Here is a 16,859-nt window from a genome sequence, read left to right on the forward strand (position 1 = left end):
GCGGCCGTGTCCACCGGGACACGGCCGCTTTTCTCTGTTTACTTGGCGCGCCGCTCATGATAGAATGGGGGCGAACGGAGGATGAGACAGTGGAAAAGAGAATTTTAGTGCTGCTCCCGGTTCGCGAGGAGCACCGCGAGCTTCTGGAGAACGCGGCGCCGCAGGCGCGCATCACATTCTGCCGCCCGGCGGAGCTGACCGGGCAGATCGCGGCGTCTGCGCAGGGTGTCATCGGCAACATCGACCCAAAATTCCTGCCGGACATGGCGGCGCTCGAGTGGCTTCAGCTCAACAGCGCGGGCGCCGACGCCTACCTGAAGCCGGGCGTTCTCCCCGCGGGTACGGTGCTGACCAACGCCACCGGCGCGTATGGCCTCGCCATCGGCGAGTATCTTGTGGGCATGCTGCTCGCGCTCTATAAGAAACTGCCGCTCTACCGTGACCAGCAGTTTGAGGGCCGCTGGGAAAACCGCGGCCAGGTGCGCTCCATCTTCGGCGCGCGGGTGCTGATTGTGGGGCTCGGCGACATCGGCTCGGAGTTTGCCCGGCGGCTGCGCCCCTTTGGCGCGACGCTCATCGGCGTGCGCCGCCACGAGGGGCCCTGTCCTGCGTACGTCGATGAGATTCACACCGTCGGTGAACTCGACCGTCTGCTGCCGCAGGCGGATGTCGTGGCGCTCTGTCTGCCCGGGACGGCTGAGACGAGGGGCCTGCTTGACCGGCGGCGCCTGTCGCTGCTCCGGCGCGATGCGGTGCTGCTCAATGTGGGCCGGGGAAACGCGGTTGACCTCGACGCGCTCTGCGAGCTGCTCGAGCGGGGTGAGCTGTGGGGCGCGGGTCTCGACGTGACCGATCCCGAGCCGCTGCCGGCCGGACATCCCATCTGGCGGCAGGAGCGCGCGCTGATCACACCACATGTGTCAGGCGGCTACCAGCTTCCCGAGACCTTTGAGCGGATCGTGCGCATTGCGGCGGAGAATCTGCGGCGCTTCTGCAACGGGGAGGAGCTGCTCAACCAGGTGGATTTTTCGACCGGCTACCGAAGAAAAATCTGACAGCCGGGCGCTTGACAAAGCCACCGGGCCGGTGTACAATTGAGATGATAATAAGAATGATTATCATTTTGGTAATCACAAGAAAAAGAAAAGGAGAGTGTATCAGATGAATCTGAAAGGATCGAAGACCGAGGCCAACCTGCTGGCCGCTTTCGCGGGCGAGAGCCAGGCGAGAAACAAGTACACCTACTATGCTTCCAAGGCGAAGAGCGAGGGCTATGTGCAGATCGCCGCGCTCTTTGAGGAGACTGCCAACAACGAGAAAGAGCATGCGAAGATCTGGTTTAAGCTGCTGCATGACGGCGCCGTGCCCGGCACCGAGGCGAACCTCAAAGACGCTGCCGCCGGTGAGAACTACGAGTGGACCGACATGTACGCCGGTTTTGCCAAGACGGCGAAAGAAGAGGGCTTTGACCACATCGCCTATCTGTTTGAAGAGGTCGGCAAAATTGAAAAAGAGCACGAGGAGAGATACCTTGCGCTTCTCAAGAACGTCGAGGATGGCACTGTCTTCAAGAAAGGCAGCATCGTGATCTGGAAGTGCGCCAACTGCGGCCACATCCATGTCGGCGAGGAGGCCCCGGAGGTCTGCCCGGTCTGCGCGCATCCGAGAGCGTACTTTGAGATTCAGGCGAAGAACTACTAAGAGGCCTGGGAGGGGGGACCCAGTCCCCCCTTCCCAACCTCCCCCCGGCAAAAGCCCCCGCTCACCGCGGGGGCTTTTGGAGTGAGCGCGCAGCGCGAACTGGCGCGGTAGCAGCCCAGGCGGCACGGGTTCCCCGGGTCGGGCGCGACGCCCGCAGGCTAGTCCCCGAGGCGGTGTAGAGCTGCGAAGCAGCGACCCGCCGAGTGGGGCACATTCAAATTTCTGGGGCCCCCAAACGCAACGGCGTTTGGGGGGCTCGCTGCGGCGGAATGAATCCGCCTACGCGACGAAATTGAATTACGAAGGGGGCAGGCCCCCTTCGAGCTACCCCCGGGAAGAGGAATCGCTTGGCGCTTTGCGCCTCGCGATGATTAAGAAAAACTTGCGAGGGGGTTGTTGTGTTGAGTGATCGCGGCCGCAGCCGCATTTCGGAGGCCAACCGCCACGAAGTGGCGGCTCCATGCGGGGCGGCAAATGGGGCCCCCGCGAAAACTGCGGTTTTCGTGGGGAGGAGGAGCAGTCGCGAAATGGACGAGACCGGCGACAGGCCGGTTGAGGGAATGGAGCGCACTGCGACGAAGCGCCCAGGAAGCCCGAATTGATTTCGGGGTGCCGCGACGGCCCGCAGGCCTAGTCCCGTAGGCGGTGTAAGCGGCGAAGCCGCCCCGCCGGAGGGGCACATTCAAATAAAGGGGTCCCCAAGCGAACTACAGTTCGCTGAGTGAGCGCGCAGCGCGAACTGGCGCGATAGCGCCCAGGAAGCCCGAATTGATTTCGGGCTTCCGCATATTCAAATTTCTGGGGCCCCCAAGCGAACTACAGTTCGCTTGGGGGATTTCTTTTTTTGTGTTTTCTGTGATATACTAAGTCCGCAGAAACAAACGAAAAATTGATTTTGGAGGCTGTTATGGACGCGCACGAACCGAGACCCGGCCGATACCGCCACTTCAAGGGAAAGGAATATGAGGTGCTCGGTGTGGTACGCCACAGCGAGACACTCGAAGAGCTTGTGCTCTACCGTGCGCTCTACGGGGAGCGGGGGCTCTGGGTGCGCCCACGGGAGATGTTTTTACAGACCGTAGAGCGCGACGGCTACCGGGGACCGCGCTTTGCCTGGCTCGGCCCGGTGCAGGAGGTGTCGACAAATGGGTAAGGACCCGAGAATCGTCAAACCTGTCTACCACCAGATTGCGGTTGATATCGCCGCCAAAATTGTCAACGGCCGCTACAAGGAGGGCGAGCGCCTGCATGGCCGCTCCACCCTCGCGAGCCAGTACAACGTCTCGCCCGAGACCATCCGCAAGGCCGTCTTCCTGCTGCAGGATATGGGCATCGTGGAAGTGGCGCAGGGTGTCGGCATCCACATCGAGTCGGTGCAGAAAGCCGTCGAGTTCATTGACAAATTCCGCAGCATCGAGTCGCTCACCGATATCAACCAGAAAATTCTCACCCTTGTCAGCGATGTCAATGAGAAAAATGCCCAGCTCGCCGAGACCGTGCGCACCCTGCTGGAATACAGTGACCGCTACAGCTCCATCAACCCCTTTACCCCCTTTGAACTCCCGGTGGGCGAGCAGTCGCCGCTGCTCGGCAAAAATGCCTCCGAGACCAATTTCTGGCACAACACGGGCGCTACCATCATCGCCATCAAAAAGGGCGAAGAGATTTTGCTCTCCCCCGGGCCCTACACGACCTTTGAGCCGAACGACATCGTCGTCATCGTCGGGGACGAGGAGAGCTACCACCGGGCACAGCAGTTTATTTCGCCCGAACAGAACTGAACAGAGCGGGCCGGAAACGGCCCGCTCTGTTATTTTGAAAGGGGGATTGACGAAACTGACAACTCTGTATTATAATTAAGTTGTCAGTAGAGGGCAAGCAGCAGCCCACCCTCAGAGGGCGGCGGCTGGCCAGACCCGGTTTTTTCATTTCATTCCTCCTGAACAATTTAGACAAAAGCCCGCCGTCAGGCGGGCTTTTGTCATGCCGAATTCAGTCGGTTTTTCTCAGATAGACATTACTCGTCGGAAAGGGAATCTCAATGCCCTCCTCGTCGAAGCGGCGCTTGACGCCCTCTCGCACATCCCCGATCAGACCGTAGCTTGAGGGGCGGTCGGCACACCAGATACCGGTGCGCAGCGTCACGGCGTAGTCGCCGAGCGACGACACGCGAATGGTCAGAGGCGGCGCGCCGTCGGCGCGCTCCTGCTCGGTGCGGTTGTCGAGAAACGCGGGGTGAGAGGTGATGACCTCGGTCATGACCGCTCGCGCCCGGTCAATGTCGGCCGAGTAGGCGATGGACACCTCAAAGAACGTACAGATCCGGTGGTCGCCGAAGTCGCAGTTTTCAAGAACTGCGCCGTTGACCACACTGTTCGGCAGAATGATGCGGCTGTTTTCAAAGGTGCGTATGACCGTGTGGCGCAGGTTGATGTCCTCGACGGTGCCGTCGATGTTCTTGTCGGGCAGTCGGATGTAGTCGCCGATGCCAAAGGGGCGAAACATGGTGATGAACATGCCGCTGACGATGTTGGCCACCGCCTCCTGCGAGGCGAAGCCCACAATGAGAACCACCAGACTGGAGCCGGCGACCATGGCCGTGACCATGCTCTGCAGAGGTTTTATCTGCATCACCGCTCCGTAGGCGGCCACAATGAGCAGCAGCGCCCAGATGATGCGCATGGCGAAGCGCACCGCGGTCGCGTCGAGCTTGCCGCGGGCGACCAGGCGCGAGAGTATTCTCGAGATGATCTTTTTGAGAACAAACGCCACCGCAAACAGAATGACGATTGTGATCAGCGACCCGATCAGGCCCGAGGCGAAATACTTGTCGAGCTTGTCGAGAAATGTTTCAAAGGCGCTCAGCTGCTGTTCTACCACTTCCGGCATGACAATCCTCCCTTTTTGAGTCGGTTTCTCTCTATTATACGGGATTGACGAATGAAAATCCAGCCCCAAGCCGTGTTGTTACAATAATACATTTTTAATACAATCTATTGACACCCCACAGGGCGGGCAGTATAATGAAAACAACAATAGAATTGGGAGGCTAAGTGCATTGATCAGGAATTTCAACTATTTTATCCCAACCAGAGTGGTGTTTGGCCCCGGCTGCCTTGAACAGCTCGCAACGATCGCAATGCCCGGTAAAAAGGCCATTCTTGTGACCTTTGCGGATCTGTCGATGAGCAGGCTCGGCTATGTCGAGCGCATCGTGGGGCTTCTCAAAAAGCAGAATATCGACGTTGTGGTCTTTGAAAAAGTGCTCACCAATCCCCTGACGGGCACGGTGGACGAGGGTGTGGCGCTGATGAAGCAGGAGGGCTGCGATTTCATCATCGCGCTCGGCGGCGGCAGCCCGATTGACACCTCCAAGGCCATGTCGGTGGCCGCGGCGAACGGCGGCCGGTACTGGGACTATGTGCCCGCCGGAACCGGCGGCAGAAAGCCGGTTGAGAAGAGCCCCCTGCCGGTGGTCGCCATCAACACGACGGCGGGCACGGGCAGCGAGGTCACGCCCATCGCGGTCATCACGAACCCCGACACAAACGAAAAGGTCTCTCTTCGCATCGACGAGCTCTACCCGCGCATGTCCTTCATTGACCCGGAGCTGATGCTCTCGCTGCCAAAGGGGCTGACCGCGTTTCAGGGGCTCGACGCGTTTCTGCACGCGGCGGAGGGCTACATCTCCCGCCAGAGCCAGTTTATCACCGACCGCTTTGCGCTCGAGGCCGTGCGGCTGGTGTACCAGAATCTCGGCGAGTGCGTCAACAACGGCAAAAACCTCGAGGCGCGCACCTCGGTCGCCCTTGCGAGCACACTTGCGGGAATGGTGATCGCGCTCGCGGGCTGCATCACCGAGCACTCCATGGAGCACCCGATCAGCGCCCACTTCCCGCGTGTGCCGCACGGGGCGGGGCTTGCGCTGATCTTTGAGCAGTACTTCACCAAGGTGGTGGAGAAAGGCACGGTCAACGACCGCCTGATCGAGCTTGCGCAGGCCATGGGCGTCAAGGTCGAGGGGACGGACGAGGCGGCGCGCGCCATGTGCTTTGTGCGCGCGGGCGTCGAGATGCTCAGGGCCTGCGGCATTGACCGCATCAGCCACGAGGCCTTTGGCATTGAAAACCCCGACGTCGACCAGCTCACGGAGGACACGTTCGGCTACTCGAGCGGCAACTTCGTACGCGACCCCTACGAGCTCACGCGCGACGACGTGCGCGAGATCTTCACAAAATCACTGTTGGAAGCGAAATGAGCAAAGCGGACCCGAGAGGGTCCGCTTTTTGTTTGCCGTCAGGCGATGACCTTGATGCGCTTCCACTTGCCGCGCCGGTAGCGCAGCAGGAAGAACGCCGCACGCACCACCCAGTCGGTGACCATGGCGAGCCACACGCCCGCAAGGCCCATATTGAGCCCCCAGGAGCAGGCGAACACATAGCTCAGGGCCACCCGGCAGACGAACATGGTCACCTGGGAGACCACCATCGTATAGAACGCATCGCCCGCTGCGCGCAGCGAGTTCGGCAGCGTAAAGGCCAGGGGCCAGATGACGATGATGCCGACGGCGCTGATGCGCAGCACCTGCGCGGCCATCCGGGCCGCCTCGGCGCTCAGGTGGAAGAGCGACACCCAGAAGCCGGCCGTGAAAAAGAGCAGCACCCCCATCGCCGACATGCACAGATAGCTCAGCCCCACGAGCTTTTTCGTGTAGAGCGCCGCCTGATCGGTCTCGCCCGCGCCCATGCACCGCCCGACCACCGTGATGACCGAGAGACCGATGGCCATACCGGGCACGTTGACGACGCCGGCAATGCTGTTGCCGATGGCGTTTGCCGCGACCGCCGAGGTGCCGAACGAGGTGATCAGCCCCAGCACCAGCAGCTTGCCGACCTGGAACATGCCGTTTTCAAGGCCGTTTGGAATGCCGACAAAGAGAATGCTCCGAATCATGCCCCACCGAAAGCGGATGTGGAGCAGATCGGCAAGGCCGATGCCGTGGCCCGTGCGGTTGAGAAACACCATGATGATGACCGCCGCCGCAATGCGCGAGACCAGCGTGCCGATTCCGGCGCCGGCGGCCCCCATGCCAAAGCCGTAGATGAAGATGGCGTTGACGGCAATGTTGATGATGTTGATGATCAGCGTACAGAACATGGACACTCTGCTGTTGCCCATGGCCCGAAAGAGAGCGGCGCCCGCGTTGTAGATGCCGATGAACGGATAGGCCGCCGCGGTCAGCAGAAAGTAGACGAGGGCGCTGCTCATGACATCCGGTTCCACCCGGCCGAAGATCAGCGAGAGAATGCCCTCGCGCAGCACCATGGCGACCGCCGTGAGCAGAAGAGAGAGGCCGGTCATGATGTAGAGAAGCTGCCGCGAGGCGATTTTGACATTGTGCTGCTCCTCGCGGCCCATGTACTGGGCCACCACCACGGCGCCGCCCGTGGACAGCGCGGAGAAGATCTGGATGATGAGAATGTTGATGCCGTCAACCAGCGAGACGCCGGACACGGCCGCCTCCCCCGCGGTGGTGACCATGACCGTGTCGGCCATGCCCACCGCCATGAGCAGAAACTGCTCTATGATCAGCGGAACGATCAGCCGCCGAAGATCGCCGCGCGAAAAGAGAGGCGCCTGACGCGCCTGTGTTTCGAGCTCCATGTGTTTGATTCCCCTTTAATGTGTGCTCTCTCTACTCTAAATTCAAATGCAGGCAATGTCAAGAGCGGCGCCCGGCTCTTTTTTGCGCCGGGGACTGGACGGAGCGCGCCGGGGATACTATACTGTCAGAGGATGGGTCTGTCGTCGGGCGCGGGTGTCTCCTGCTCCGGCGGCGCCTGGCGGGCATGCCGCCGGAAGAGGCGACGGTTGCTGCGGATGAAGCGCGAGAGAAACCTCTGCCACGCGCGGCTCTCACCGCGAACGAGGTAGAGATAGCCCGAGAGCGCGGCGAGAAACGAGCTGAGAAAGTCGACGGCGAGATCTTTCATGGTGTCGACAAGGCCGCTCTTCTGCATGTTCATGGCGAACAGGCCGTCCATAGCGAACTCGAAAAACTCCCACACCACGCCGATGGTCGTGGAGAAGCACACGGCGAAAAACGCAATGTAAAAGGGACTTAGAACAAAGTGGATCTTCTCGTTGCGGTTGAGTGCAAAGGTGACGAGAAACCCGATCACACCGAACAGGAGCCCCGACACGCCGTGGAGCATCAGATCCCACCACCAGAAGCGGTAGTAGAAGTCGAAGTACTCCCCGAGGCAGAGCGTGCAAAAGAGAAACAGCAGCAGAAAAAGCTGCAGCGACACGGGGATGTAGAGAAGCCGCCGGCGCTTCAAAATGGCCGGGGAAAAGCTCAGCGCAAGTCCCGCCGCGGCGGCGGCCGCCGAGGTGTAGTGACCCGACAAAACGGCCGCCGCGGCCGTGACCACAAAGGCGGCGCGGATGAGACAGGCCGCGCAGAGCAGAATTTTGAGAGAAAAACGTTTCATGGGGCCTCCCGTGATACTGGAATGAGGTAGGATATGCAGGTGGAATTCAGCGTTGTGCTGACACAGTTTCTCTTCTTTGGGCTGATGATTCTCATCGGCTTTCTGTCGATCAAGCTCCGGCTCATCGACGGGCAGGTGCTCTCGTCGGTGGCGATGCTCATCGCGCGGCTGATCATGCCCTGTATGATCTTCGGAAACATCGCGGGCGTCGGTACGCTGCGCGAGCTGCTCGCGGCCTGGCCGATGCTGCTCGCAGGGCTCGTCGAGCTGCTGTTCATGATCGCGCTGGGGATGGCGACCGCGCGACTTGCGCGCCTGCGCGGCGACCGGCACGACGCCTATGTGGCCGCGCACGCTTTCTCAAACTCCGGCTTTATGGGCATTCCCCTGATGGAGTCGCTCTACGGCGCGGCGGGAATTCTGCGCATCTCGCTGTACAGCCTGCCGGAGAACGCCCTGATGTGGACGCTCGGCGTCCATCTCACCACGGGCCGGGCCGAGCGCGCGGGGCGCGCCGGCGGGCTGCGTGCAACGGCTTTCAACATGCTGCGCCAGCCGACGGTGCTCGCGCTGCTGCTCGGGATTGCGGCGCTCGTGCTGCGCGTAGACCCCGACAACATCGTCGTCGACACCATCGCGGGAATCGGCGGCACGAGCAAGTACATCGCCATGCTCTACCTCGGCGGCAGCATTGCCTTTCTGGATTTTAAGAGCTTCTTTCGCGAGAGGAGCATTTTTCTGCTCATTGCGTCCAAACTGATTGTGGCGCCGCTGGCGCTCTACTATCTGCTGCGGCTGCTGCCGGTGTTCTCGCCTGAGGTGGCGCTGACCGCGGCGATTGTCGCGTCGCTGCCCGCGATGAGCTCCACCGCGATCTTCGCGCGCGCCGGCAACAGCGAGGCCGCCGACTATGTGACCCAGTGCGTGATGATGACCACGCTCTTTTCCCTTGTGACCATTCCGTTTGTCCTGTGGCTCTGCCGCTAGGGACAGCGGCGCAAAAAGACACGGGCGGACCCCGCCGCGCGCGGCGGGAGCGCACCATGACCATGAAAGAGGAGACAGACCATGAATTTACAGCAGGAGATCCGCGCCCGGCAGGGCGAGATTGTCAAGACTCTCAGCGAGCTCATCCGCATTCCGAGCGTCCGGGGGGAGCCCACTGAGGGCTGCCCCTACGGGGCACATTCAGCCGAGGCGCTGCGGTGGGTGCTCGAGCTCTGCGTGGGTATGGGCTTTCGCACAAAAAATCTCGGCAACCGCGTGGGATACGCCGAGTTCGGCGAGGGGGAGGAGCTTGTCGGCATCCTCATCCATCTCGACGTGGTGCCGGTCGGCGGCGTGTGGGAGCGCGACCCCTTTTCGGGCGACGTGGCGGACGGCCGGGTCTACGGCCGCGGCGCGGAGGACGACAAGGGCCCCGGCGTCGCCGCGCTCTACTGCGCGAAGACCCTGATGGACCTCGGCGTCGAGCCGAAGCGCCGCGTGCGGCTGATCTTCGGCACCAACGAGGAGACCAGCATGGACGATATGGACTACTACGTCGAGCGCGAGGGCGTACCGGACTATGCCTTTGCGCCGGACGGGCTCTACCCCATCATCAACTGTGAAAAGGGCATGGCGAAAATCGCCTTTGCCCGCGAGGGAGGAAGCCCCGGCGCCGTCGTGGCCTTTGAGGGTGGCACAGCCGTCAATATTGTGCCCGAAAGTGCGCGCGCCATTCTCGACGGCAGCCGGATTGACGCCGCCGCCGTCGCGCAGGCGGCCCGCTCGTATCAGGGGGCCGCGGCGCTCGAAGCCGAGACCGGCGCGGACGGCAGGCTCACCGTGACAGCGCGCGGGCGCGCCGCCCACGCGGCCTATGCGCCCGATGGGGTCAACGCGATCGGCGCGCTGGCGCTCTTTCTCAGAGAGCAGCTCAAAGAGCAGGCGGGGCCGCTTGTGAGCTTTCTCGCGGCGTGCTTCGGCATGCAGACCGACGGGGCGGCCGCGCGCGTCCGGTGCGAGGACGAAGTCTCGGGGCCGCTGACGCTCAACGTGGGTCTCGCGCAGGCCGGGGAGACCGGCCAGAGCGCGCACATCGACATCCGCTACCCGGTGAGCCGCACGGCGCAGGAGCTTGCCGACACGCTCGCGCCGCTCGCGGCGCGCTGGGGCTTTTCCACCGCCGTCACCCACGACATGCCGCCGCTTCTCGTGCCGGAGGACAGCCGCATTGTACGCGAGCTCTCGGCGGTGTACGAGCAGGTGACCGGCCGGCCCGCTTTCTGTCGGCCGCGCGGGGTCGGAACCTACTGCCGCAAGATGGCGGGGCGCGCCGTGACTTTCGGCGCGCATCTGGAGGACACCCCGCACACCAACTACCACGAGCCCAATGAATTCATCGAAATCGAGAATCTCATGGGCCACGCCGAGATCTGCATCGAGGCGATCTACCGGCTTGCGACCATGCCGGCCGTATGAAATTTGTAAGAGTTTTATAAGCAAAACCGGGAGAACCGCGCGCGGGCGGTCTGATACAATGAGAGCAAAGGGGGCGCAGCCGATGGCGGAGCGAATTCTTGTGGTGGACGATGAAAAGGAAATTGCAGATCTGGTGGAGCTGTATCTGAAAAACGACGGCTACGAGGTCTCAAAGTGCGCGAGCGTCGCCGAGGCGCTCGACTGTGTCGCGCGTGAGGAGCTGTCGCTGGCCGTGCTCGATGTGATGCTGCCGGACGGCAGCGGCTTTTCCCTCTGCCAGGAGATCCGCCGCGAGCATCTGTTTCCCATCATCATGCTCACCGCAAAGGTCGAAGACATGGACAAAATCATGGGGCTCACCCTCGGCGCGGACGACTACATCACAAAGCCGTTCAACCCGCTGGAGCTCGTCGCCCGCGTCAAGACCCAGCTTCGCCGCTACACCCGCTACAATCTCGCGCACCCGGCGGACAGCCGCCAGGAGTTTGACTTCGCGGGACTCACCGTCTGCCGCGAGAGCCGCAAGTGTACGCTCTACGGCCGCGAGCTCGCGCTGACCCCCATTGAGTTTGACATTCTGTGGTATCTGTGCGAGCACCGGGGACGGGTGGTGCCGTCGGAGGAGCTCTTTGAGGCGGTGTGGAAAGAGAAGTATCTCGACAGCAACAACACCGTCATGGCCCACATCGCGCGCCTGCGCGAGAAGATGGGCGAACCGAGCCGAAAGCCGAAGTTTATCAAGACCGTCTGGGGGGTGGGGTACACCATTGAATAGAGAGAAGAGAAGACGCCGCAGCCAGCTCTCGCAGAGGCTTCTGGTGCAGTACTTTCTCAGTGTGCTGATCTACCTGCTCGTGCTCGGCGCATCGGTGCTGATGGCGGCGCAGTTCTGCGCGGGGATCAACTGGCACTCCAACGACCCGCTCTACCGGTTTCTGCTTTTCGTCAGAGACTACATTCTGCTCTTTGTCGGCATACCGGCCATCGGGGGCTGGGTGCTGATCACCTGGTGGTATCTCTCGAAGCCGCTTCGCTATCTCGACGAGATTGTCGACGCCTCGCGTAAGCTCGCGTCGCCGAGCGAGGAGCCCATCGAGCTGTCCGCGGCGCTCGCCGCCACCGCAAACGAGATGAACCTCGTGCGCGAGAGGGCGCTTCGCGACGCGCGCGCGGCGCGCGACGCCGAGCAGCGCAAAAACGACCTGATCGTCTATCTCGCCCACGATCTCAAGACGCCGCTGACCAGCGTGATCGGCTATCTGACGCTGCTGCGCGACGAGACGGAGCTCTCGACCGGGTTGCGCGCCAAGTACACCGGCATCGCCCTCGCCAAGGCCGAGCGGCTCGAGGAGCTGATCAACGAGTTTTTCGACATCACCCGCTTCAGCCTGACCCATCTGACGCTCGAGCGGGAGACGGTCAATCTCACGCGCATGCTCGAGCAGATCACCTACGAGTTCAACCCCGCTCTCGCCGGGCGCTCGCTCACCTGGGACAACCGGCTCGAGCCGGGCGTCGAGCTCGTCTGCGACCCCGAGAAGCTCGAGCGCGTGTTTGACAACCTGCTGCGAAACGCGGTGGGCTACAGCTATGAGGGAACCGCCATTGAGGTGACGCTCGAGCGCCGCGGCGCACACGCCGTGGTGCGTGTGAAAAACCGCGGGCGCACCATCGCGCCGGAGAAGCTCGAGCGCATCTTTGAGCAGTTTTTCCGCCTCGACTCGTCGCGCGGCAGCGCGACCGGCGGGGCTGGACTGGGGCTCGCCATCGCAAAGGAGATCGTCGTGCTGCACGGCGGAACCATCACCGCCGAGAGCGCCGACGAGAGCGTGTGCTTCACCGTCACGCTGCCGGGAGCCGTGTAAGAAATTTGTATGATTTGCGTCAGAAAACCGCGAGAAAGGCGAGATGGAAAACGAAAATAAGAACCGCTCCGCTCTGGTACCATAGAGGTATCAGAGCGGAGTTTCTTTTTCGGGAGGTTTTTTTCATGGCGCGAAGACGCGTGACACAGATGTTCCCCTGGCTGCTGCCGCTGCGGCGCTGGCAGAGGCGGCTGTTCTTCTATACCAAAATGCGCTTCGACGGCTGCCGCTATGCAGACGGGCTCTCAGAGGACCTGCTGCCCTGCGTGCTGTTCACCTCGAGCTGTCCCATGCTCAACGACAGCACCGGGCTCGACATGGTCTACCAGCACAACAAGGTCTACAATCTGAAGCTCGCCGCAGCGACGCTGAGCGGGCTTGTCATCCGCCCGGGCGAGACCTTTTCATTCTGGCACCTCGTGCGCCGCGCCGACCGCGAGACACCCTACCGCGAGGGCCTCGCCGAGGTGGACGGCCGGCTTGTGCCCCGCCTGGGAGGGGGCGTCTGCCAGCTTGCGAATCTGCTGTTCTGGGTGATGCTGCACGCGCCGCTGACCATTGTCGAGCGCCACGGCCACCCGGTCAAGAGCTTTCCCGAGCCGCCGAGTGACGCGGGGGCTGGCGTGGACGCCACAGTCAGCGAGGGGTGGCTCGACCTGCGTCTGCGAAACGACACCGACGAGCCCTATCAGATCACAGTGGCGTTTGACGACGACCACATCATCGGCGGCGTGCGCGCGCAGCGCGACCCCGGGCGCATCTGGCGGGTGGCAGAGGAGAATCTGCGCTACTGCCGCGAGGCCGGCGAAGTCTATGAGCAGGTGGACATCGTGCGCCTTGTGCTCGACAGCGCGACAGGGCGGTGCCTCGAGAGGCGGCTGCTGTATCAAAACCGCTGCCGGATCGGCTATGAACTGCCGCCCGGCACACCCATAGAGGAGAGGTAGAGACATGGATAGAAAAAAGATCGTCATTCTGTTCGGCGGCTGCTCGGTGGAGCACGACATCTCGCTCGAGTCGGCCTGCGGCGTGCTCGGCGCGCTCGACCGCGAGCGCTACGAGCCCGTGACGGTGGGCATCACCCGCGAGGGCGAGTGGCTTCTGTACCGCGGCGGCCCTGAGCGCATCGCAAACGGCACCTGGCGCTTCGGCGACTGCGTGAGCGCCGCTCTCTCGCCGAACCGCGGCGAGAGAGCGCTTCTGGTCTTTGAGGCCGGGGGCGTGCAAAAAATCACCGTGGACGCGGTCTTCCCGGTGCTGCACGGGGAAAACGGCGAGGATGGAACCGTGCAGGGGCTCTGCGAGCTCGCGGGCATCCCGCTTGTCGGCTGCGGCACACTCGCGTCGGCGCTCGGCATGGACAAGGACCGCTCCCACAGGCTCGCGGCGCTTGCGGGGGTGCGCGTGCCGCGCTCTTTCGCGCTGATACAGGGCTGCGACCTGGCCGATGTCCACAGCCGGGCGCAGCAGCTTGGCTACCCGCTCTTTGTCAAGCCCGCGGGGGCGGGCTCCTCCTTTGGGGTGAGCCGTGTCGCCGCGCCGCAGGAACTGGAGAGCGCGGTGCGCGAGGCGCTGCGCTACGGCGGCCGGGCGCTTGTCGAGGAGTGCATCCCCGGCTTTGAAGTGGGCGTCGCCATCATGGGCAACCGGGAGCTGACAGTCGGGGAGGTCGATGAAATCGAGCTCGCAGACGGCTTTTTCGACTTCACGGAAAAGTATCAGCTGATCACTTCCAAAATCCATGTGCCGGCGAGAATCGAGCCGGAGAAAGCCTCCGAGATCAAGCGTGCCGCAGAGGCCGTCTACCGGGCGCTCGGCTGCCGGGGCTTCGCGCGGGTCGATCTGTTTTTGACGCCGGCGGGGGAGATCGTGTTCAACGAGATCAACACCATACCGGGCTTCACGGCCCACAGCCGCTTTCCCGGCATGATGCGCGCGGCGGGCCTGACGCTCGCGCAGGTGGTCGCCCGCGTGATCGAACTGGCGGTGCAGCCGTGAGCGCGCGCCTCGACCCCACCTGCCGGGGCAGCCTGATTCTCGTGAACGCCGGGCACCCCTATTGCGGGTGGGAACCGGAGCTCGCGCCCGTGGGCGGCGTGCTGCTGGAGCGCCGCGCGGCGGCGCTTCTCGAGCGGCTCATGGCGCGGATGCACGGCTGGGACGGCATTGCGGCAGTCAGCGGCTGGCGGCCCCATGTGGAGCAGCGCGGGCTCTGGGAGCAGTCTCTTCGCGACAACGGGGAGGATTTCACGCGCCGCTTTGTCGCAAGACCCGGCCACAGCGAGCATGAGACCGGGCTTGCGATTGACCTCGGGCTGCGCGGTGAGCCGCTCGACGCCATCCGCCCGCACTTCCCGGACGAGGGAGCTGCCCGCGCCTTTCGCCGGCTTGCGGCGGGCCACGGCTTTGTCGAGCGCTACCCGGCGGGAAAGGAGCACATCACCGGCATTGCGGCCGAGCCCTGGCACTTTCGCTATGTGGGCGTGCCCCACGCCGCAATTATGGTGAAGTTTGGCTTCATCCTCGAGGAGTACCACGACTTTTTGCGGCGCTTTCCGTATGGCGGCGCGCCCTTTTGCTTCACCGAGGGGGAGCGCAGCTTTGAGATCAGCCGCCTGACCGGCGCACAGACGCCGCCGCAGACGGACGGCACGGCGGTAGTCTCGGGCGACAACATGGGCGCGCAGATTTTGACCGTGTGGAGAGAGGGGGCGGCGGTATGGCAGTGAGACAGCGGCTGACCGAGTGGTCCCGGGGCGATTGCCTCGCAGGTTTCTGGCGGCTCTACCGGCTGCACGCCCGGGCAAAGAACCGGCTGGTCTCGGATGTGCTCGGCTTTCTGATGGCCCGCTCGGCCCGCCGCCACGGCGGTTATGTCGGCCGGGGCGCCGTGGTGGAGGGCGAGCCCTCGCTGCCCCACGGGCTGCACGGGGTCTATATCTCGCGCTATGCCAGGGTCGGGCGGGACTGCCGCATCTACCAGAATGTCACCATCGGCGAGGTCGGCGGGCGCGCTCCCAGGATCGGGCGGCGCTGTCTGATCGGAGCGGGAGCCGTGCTCGTCGGGGGCATCACGGTCGGCGACGGCGCGAAAATCGGCGCCGGTGCGGTCGTCAGCCGCGACGTGCCGCCCGGCTGCACGGTGGTCGCCCAGCCGCCGCGTGTGCTGTGCGGGGGTCAGAGAGATGTGTGAGCAGACCGCGCGCGCCTGGACCGAGCTCAGCCGGGCGGCTCTGCGCCACAACGCGGCGCTTCTGCGCGGACTGCTCCCCGCCGGGTGCGAGCTCATGCCCGCGCTCAAGGCCGACGCCTACGGCCACGGTGCGGCGGCTGTCGCAGGGGAGCTGGCGAAAATGGGGGTGCGTGCGTTCTGCGTGGCGACAGCCCGGGAGGGGGCGGCGCTGCGCGAGAGCGGCGTGCGGGGCGTGATTCTGGTGCTCGGCTACACCGGGGAGCAGGATCTCCCGCTTCTCATGCGCCACGACCTGACCCAGACGGTCGTCGATCTCGACTGCGCGCGGCTGCTTGCAGATCGCGGGGAACCTGTGCGCGTGCACATTGCCGTCGACACCGGCATGCACCGGCTCGGCGTGGGCCCCGGGGAGTTGGAGCAGCTCTGCGCGCTGCTGCGGCGCGCGCCGCTTCGTGTCGAGGGAGTCTTCACCCATCTGTGCGCCGCCGACGGGACCGGCCTGCGCGAGAGAGCCTACACGCGCGCGCAGGCCGCCGCGTTCTGGGAGACGGTGCAAACGCTGCGCGCGGCCGGCTGCGCCGCGCCGAAGGCACATCTTTTGAACAGCGCGGGGCTGCTCGGCTACCCCGAATTCGGCGGGGACTACGCGCGCGTCGGCATCGCGCTCTACGGCACGCTCTCCACGCGCGAAGAGCTCTCGCGCTGTGGGCTCGAGCTGCGGGCGGCGCTCTCGCTTCGGGCGAGGGTGTCCTCCGTGCGGCTGCTGCGCCGGGGCGAGTGCGCGGGCTACGGCATGGACTTTGCGGCGCCGCGCGACACAGTGCTCGCCTCGCTCGCCATCGGCTACGCCGACGGCCTGCCCCGCGCCCTCTCGGGAGGTGTCGGAGGCGTATTGCTGCACGGCTGCCGAGCGCCGATCGTCGGCCGGGTCTGCATGGACCAGACTCTCGTCGACGTCACGGATATCGGCGGCGCGCACGCCGGCGACACAGCCACTCTCATCGGGGAGGACGGGGGACAGAGCATCCACGTCTGCGACGTGGCGGCGCAGGTGGGCACGATCGCAAACGAGATTTTGAGCCGCCTCGGGCCGCGCCTCGGCCGCGTCGTGCAGTGAGAGCGGGCCGGCGGGCGTCAAAGCAT

At 63.8% G+C, this 16,859-nt stretch carries 17 protein-coding genes; 14 read left to right on the top strand and 3 right to left on the bottom strand.

The annotated features are described in order from the left end of the window. Nucleotides 1–89 precede the first annotated feature (89 nt). The 4 genes from H8695_RS08380 (at nt 90) to H8695_RS08395 (ending at nt 3,482) form a co-directional block, all read left to right on the top strand. Nucleotides 90–1,055 (top strand): D-2-hydroxyacid dehydrogenase, encoded by a 966-nt coding sequence (locus tag H8695_RS08380; protein WP_249300536.1) that lies wholly within the window; start codon nt 90–92, stop codon nt 1,053–1,055. 106 nt (nt 1,056–1,161) lie between these two features. Next, nucleotides 1,162–1,701 carry a rubrerythrin gene (gene rbr / locus H8695_RS08385; RefSeq protein ID WP_249300537.1) on the top strand — a complete coding sequence of 180 codons (540 nt, stop codon included), beginning with the start codon at nt 1,162–1,164 and terminating at the stop codon, nt 1,699–1,701. A 907-nt stretch (nt 1,702–2,608) separates the two neighbouring features. Beyond that, entirely contained in the window at nt 2,609–2,854 is a 246-nt protein-coding gene (locus tag H8695_RS08390) for a DUF1653 domain-containing protein (protein ID WP_249300538.1), read from the top strand. Continuing rightward, the gene (locus H8695_RS08395) at nt 2,847–3,482 is read left to right on the top strand and encodes a GntR family transcriptional regulator (protein WP_249300539.1); all 636 of its coding nucleotides are present in this window, start codon (nt 2,847–2,849) and stop codon (nt 3,480–3,482) included. Before H8695_RS08390 ends, H8695_RS08395 begins: the two co-directional genes overlap by 8 nt. Nucleotides 3,483–3,693: 211 nt before the next feature. Here the strand turns inward: H8695_RS08395 and H8695_RS08400 are convergent, their stop codons facing one another. Beyond that, entirely contained in the window at nt 3,694–4,590 is an 897-nt protein-coding gene (locus tag H8695_RS08400) for a mechanosensitive ion channel family protein (protein ID WP_249300540.1), read from the bottom strand. 169 nt (nt 4,591–4,759) lie between these two features. Between H8695_RS08400 and H8695_RS08405 the strand changes: the two genes are divergently transcribed. After that, nucleotides 4,760–5,959 (top strand): iron-containing alcohol dehydrogenase, encoded by a 1,200-nt coding sequence (locus H8695_RS08405; RefSeq protein WP_249300541.1) that lies wholly within the window; start codon nt 4,760–4,762, stop codon nt 5,957–5,959. Nucleotides 5,960–5,997: 38 nt separating this feature from the next. Here the strand turns inward: H8695_RS08405 and H8695_RS08410 are convergent, their stop codons facing one another. Both H8695_RS08410 and H8695_RS08415 read right to left on the bottom strand, forming a co-directional pair. Beyond that, complete coding sequence (locus tag H8695_RS08410; protein WP_249300542.1) at nt 5,998–7,365, bottom strand: MATE family efflux transporter; 1,368 nt, start codon at nt 7,363–7,365, stop codon at nt 5,998–6,000. 125 nt (nt 7,366–7,490) lie between these two features. Then, on the bottom strand, nt 7,491–8,195 hold the full coding sequence (locus H8695_RS08415) for a DUF2238 domain-containing protein (protein WP_249300543.1): 705 nt from the start codon (nt 8,193–8,195) through the stop codon (nt 7,491–7,493). Nucleotides 8,196–8,228: 33 nt separating this feature from the next. Here H8695_RS08415 and H8695_RS08420 point away from each other — a divergent pair, with 33 nt between their 5' ends. The 9 genes from H8695_RS08420 (at nt 8,229) to vanT (ending at nt 16,833) form a co-directional block, all read left to right on the top strand. Continuing rightward, nucleotides 8,229–9,182 carry an AEC family transporter gene (locus H8695_RS08420; protein WP_249300544.1) on the top strand — a complete coding sequence of 318 codons (954 nt, stop codon included), beginning with the start codon at nt 8,229–8,231 and terminating at the stop codon, nt 9,180–9,182. Nucleotides 9,183–9,263: 81 nt separating this feature from the next. Further along, nucleotides 9,264–10,658 (top strand): Sapep family Mn(2+)-dependent dipeptidase, encoded by a 1,395-nt coding sequence (locus tag H8695_RS08425; RefSeq protein ID WP_249300545.1) that lies wholly within the window; start codon nt 9,264–9,266, stop codon nt 10,656–10,658. Nucleotides 10,659–10,740: 82 nt separating this feature from the next. Further along, nucleotides 10,741–11,433, top strand: coding sequence for a VanR-ABDEGLN family response regulator transcription factor (gene vanR, locus H8695_RS08430; RefSeq protein WP_249300546.1), 693 nt, complete (start codon nt 10,741–10,743; stop codon nt 11,431–11,433). Continuing rightward, entirely contained in the window at nt 11,426–12,523 is a 1,098-nt protein-coding gene (locus H8695_RS08435) for a sensor histidine kinase (RefSeq protein ID WP_249300547.1), read from the top strand. The genes vanR and H8695_RS08435 overlap by 8 nt, the downstream gene beginning before the upstream one ends. A gap of 125 nt (nt 12,524–12,648) precedes the next feature. Further along, the gene (gene vanW, locus H8695_RS08440; RefSeq protein WP_249300548.1) at nt 12,649–13,470 is read left to right on the top strand and encodes a glycopeptide resistance accessory protein VanW; all 822 of its coding nucleotides are present in this window, start codon (nt 12,649–12,651) and stop codon (nt 13,468–13,470) included. 4 nt (nt 13,471–13,474) lie between these two features. Then, the gene (gene vanG / locus H8695_RS08445; protein ID WP_249300549.1) at nt 13,475–14,521 is read left to right on the top strand and encodes a D-alanine--D-serine ligase VanG; all 1,047 of its coding nucleotides are present in this window, start codon (nt 13,475–13,477) and stop codon (nt 14,519–14,521) included. Next, the gene (locus H8695_RS08450) at nt 14,518–15,252 is read left to right on the top strand and encodes a D-alanyl-D-alanine carboxypeptidase family protein (protein WP_249300550.1); all 735 of its coding nucleotides are present in this window, start codon (nt 14,518–14,520) and stop codon (nt 15,250–15,252) included. The genes vanG and H8695_RS08450 overlap by 4 nt, the downstream gene beginning before the upstream one ends. After that, nucleotides 15,243–15,716, top strand: coding sequence for a serine O-acetyltransferase (locus tag H8695_RS08455; protein ID WP_249300551.1), 474 nt, complete (start codon nt 15,243–15,245; stop codon nt 15,714–15,716). The genes H8695_RS08450 and H8695_RS08455 overlap by 10 nt, the downstream gene beginning before the upstream one ends. Next, complete coding sequence (gene vanT, locus H8695_RS08460; protein ID WP_249300552.1) at nt 15,709–16,833, top strand: serine racemase VanT catalytic subunit; 1,125 nt, start codon at nt 15,709–15,711, stop codon at nt 16,831–16,833. The genes H8695_RS08455 and vanT overlap by 8 nt, the downstream gene beginning before the upstream one ends. Nucleotides 16,834–16,859: the final 26 nt, after the last annotated feature.

The sequence above is a fragment of the Feifania hominis genome (assembly GCF_014384765.1).
Classification (GTDB): domain Bacteria; phylum Bacillota; class Clostridia; order Oscillospirales; family Feifaniaceae; genus Feifania; species Feifania hominis.

Excerpts from the sequence above, each read along its gene's own strand:
- H8695_RS08400 (WP_249300540.1), bottom strand. The coding sequence starts at position 4,590 with ATGCCGGAAGTGGTAGAACAGCAGCTGAGCGCCTTTGAAACATTTCTC.
- vanW (WP_249300548.1), top strand. The coding sequence starts at position 12,649 with ATGGCGCGAAGACGCGTGACACAGATGTTCCCCTGGCTGCTGCCGCTG.
- vanR (WP_249300546.1), top strand. The coding sequence starts at position 10,741 with ATGGCGGAGCGAATTCTTGTGGTGGACGATGAAAAGGAAATTGCAGAT.
- H8695_RS08425 (WP_249300545.1), top strand. The coding sequence starts at position 9,264 with ATGAATTTACAGCAGGAGATCCGCGCCCGGCAGGGCGAGATTGTCAAG.
- H8695_RS08415 (WP_249300543.1), bottom strand. The coding sequence starts at position 8,195 with ATGAAACGTTTTTCTCTCAAAATTCTGCTCTGCGCGGCCTGTCTCATC.
- vanG (WP_249300549.1), top strand. The coding sequence starts at position 13,475 with ATGGATAGAAAAAAGATCGTCATTCTGTTCGGCGGCTGCTCGGTGGAG.
- vanT (WP_249300552.1), top strand. The coding sequence starts at position 15,709 with ATGTGTGAGCAGACCGCGCGCGCCTGGACCGAGCTCAGCCGGGCGGCT.
- rbr (WP_249300537.1), top strand. The coding sequence starts at position 1,162 with ATGAATCTGAAAGGATCGAAGACCGAGGCCAACCTGCTGGCCGCTTTC.
- H8695_RS08390 (WP_249300538.1), top strand. The coding sequence starts at position 2,609 with ATGGACGCGCACGAACCGAGACCCGGCCGATACCGCCACTTCAAGGGA.
- H8695_RS08395 (WP_249300539.1), top strand. The coding sequence starts at position 2,847 with ATGGGTAAGGACCCGAGAATCGTCAAACCTGTCTACCACCAGATTGCG.
- H8695_RS08410 (WP_249300542.1), bottom strand. The coding sequence starts at position 7,365 with ATGGAGCTCGAAACACAGGCGCGTCAGGCGCCTCTCTTTTCGCGCGGC.
- H8695_RS08420 (WP_249300544.1), top strand. The coding sequence starts at position 8,229 with ATGCAGGTGGAATTCAGCGTTGTGCTGACACAGTTTCTCTTCTTTGGG.
- H8695_RS08455 (WP_249300551.1), top strand. The coding sequence starts at position 15,243 with ATGGCAGTGAGACAGCGGCTGACCGAGTGGTCCCGGGGCGATTGCCTC.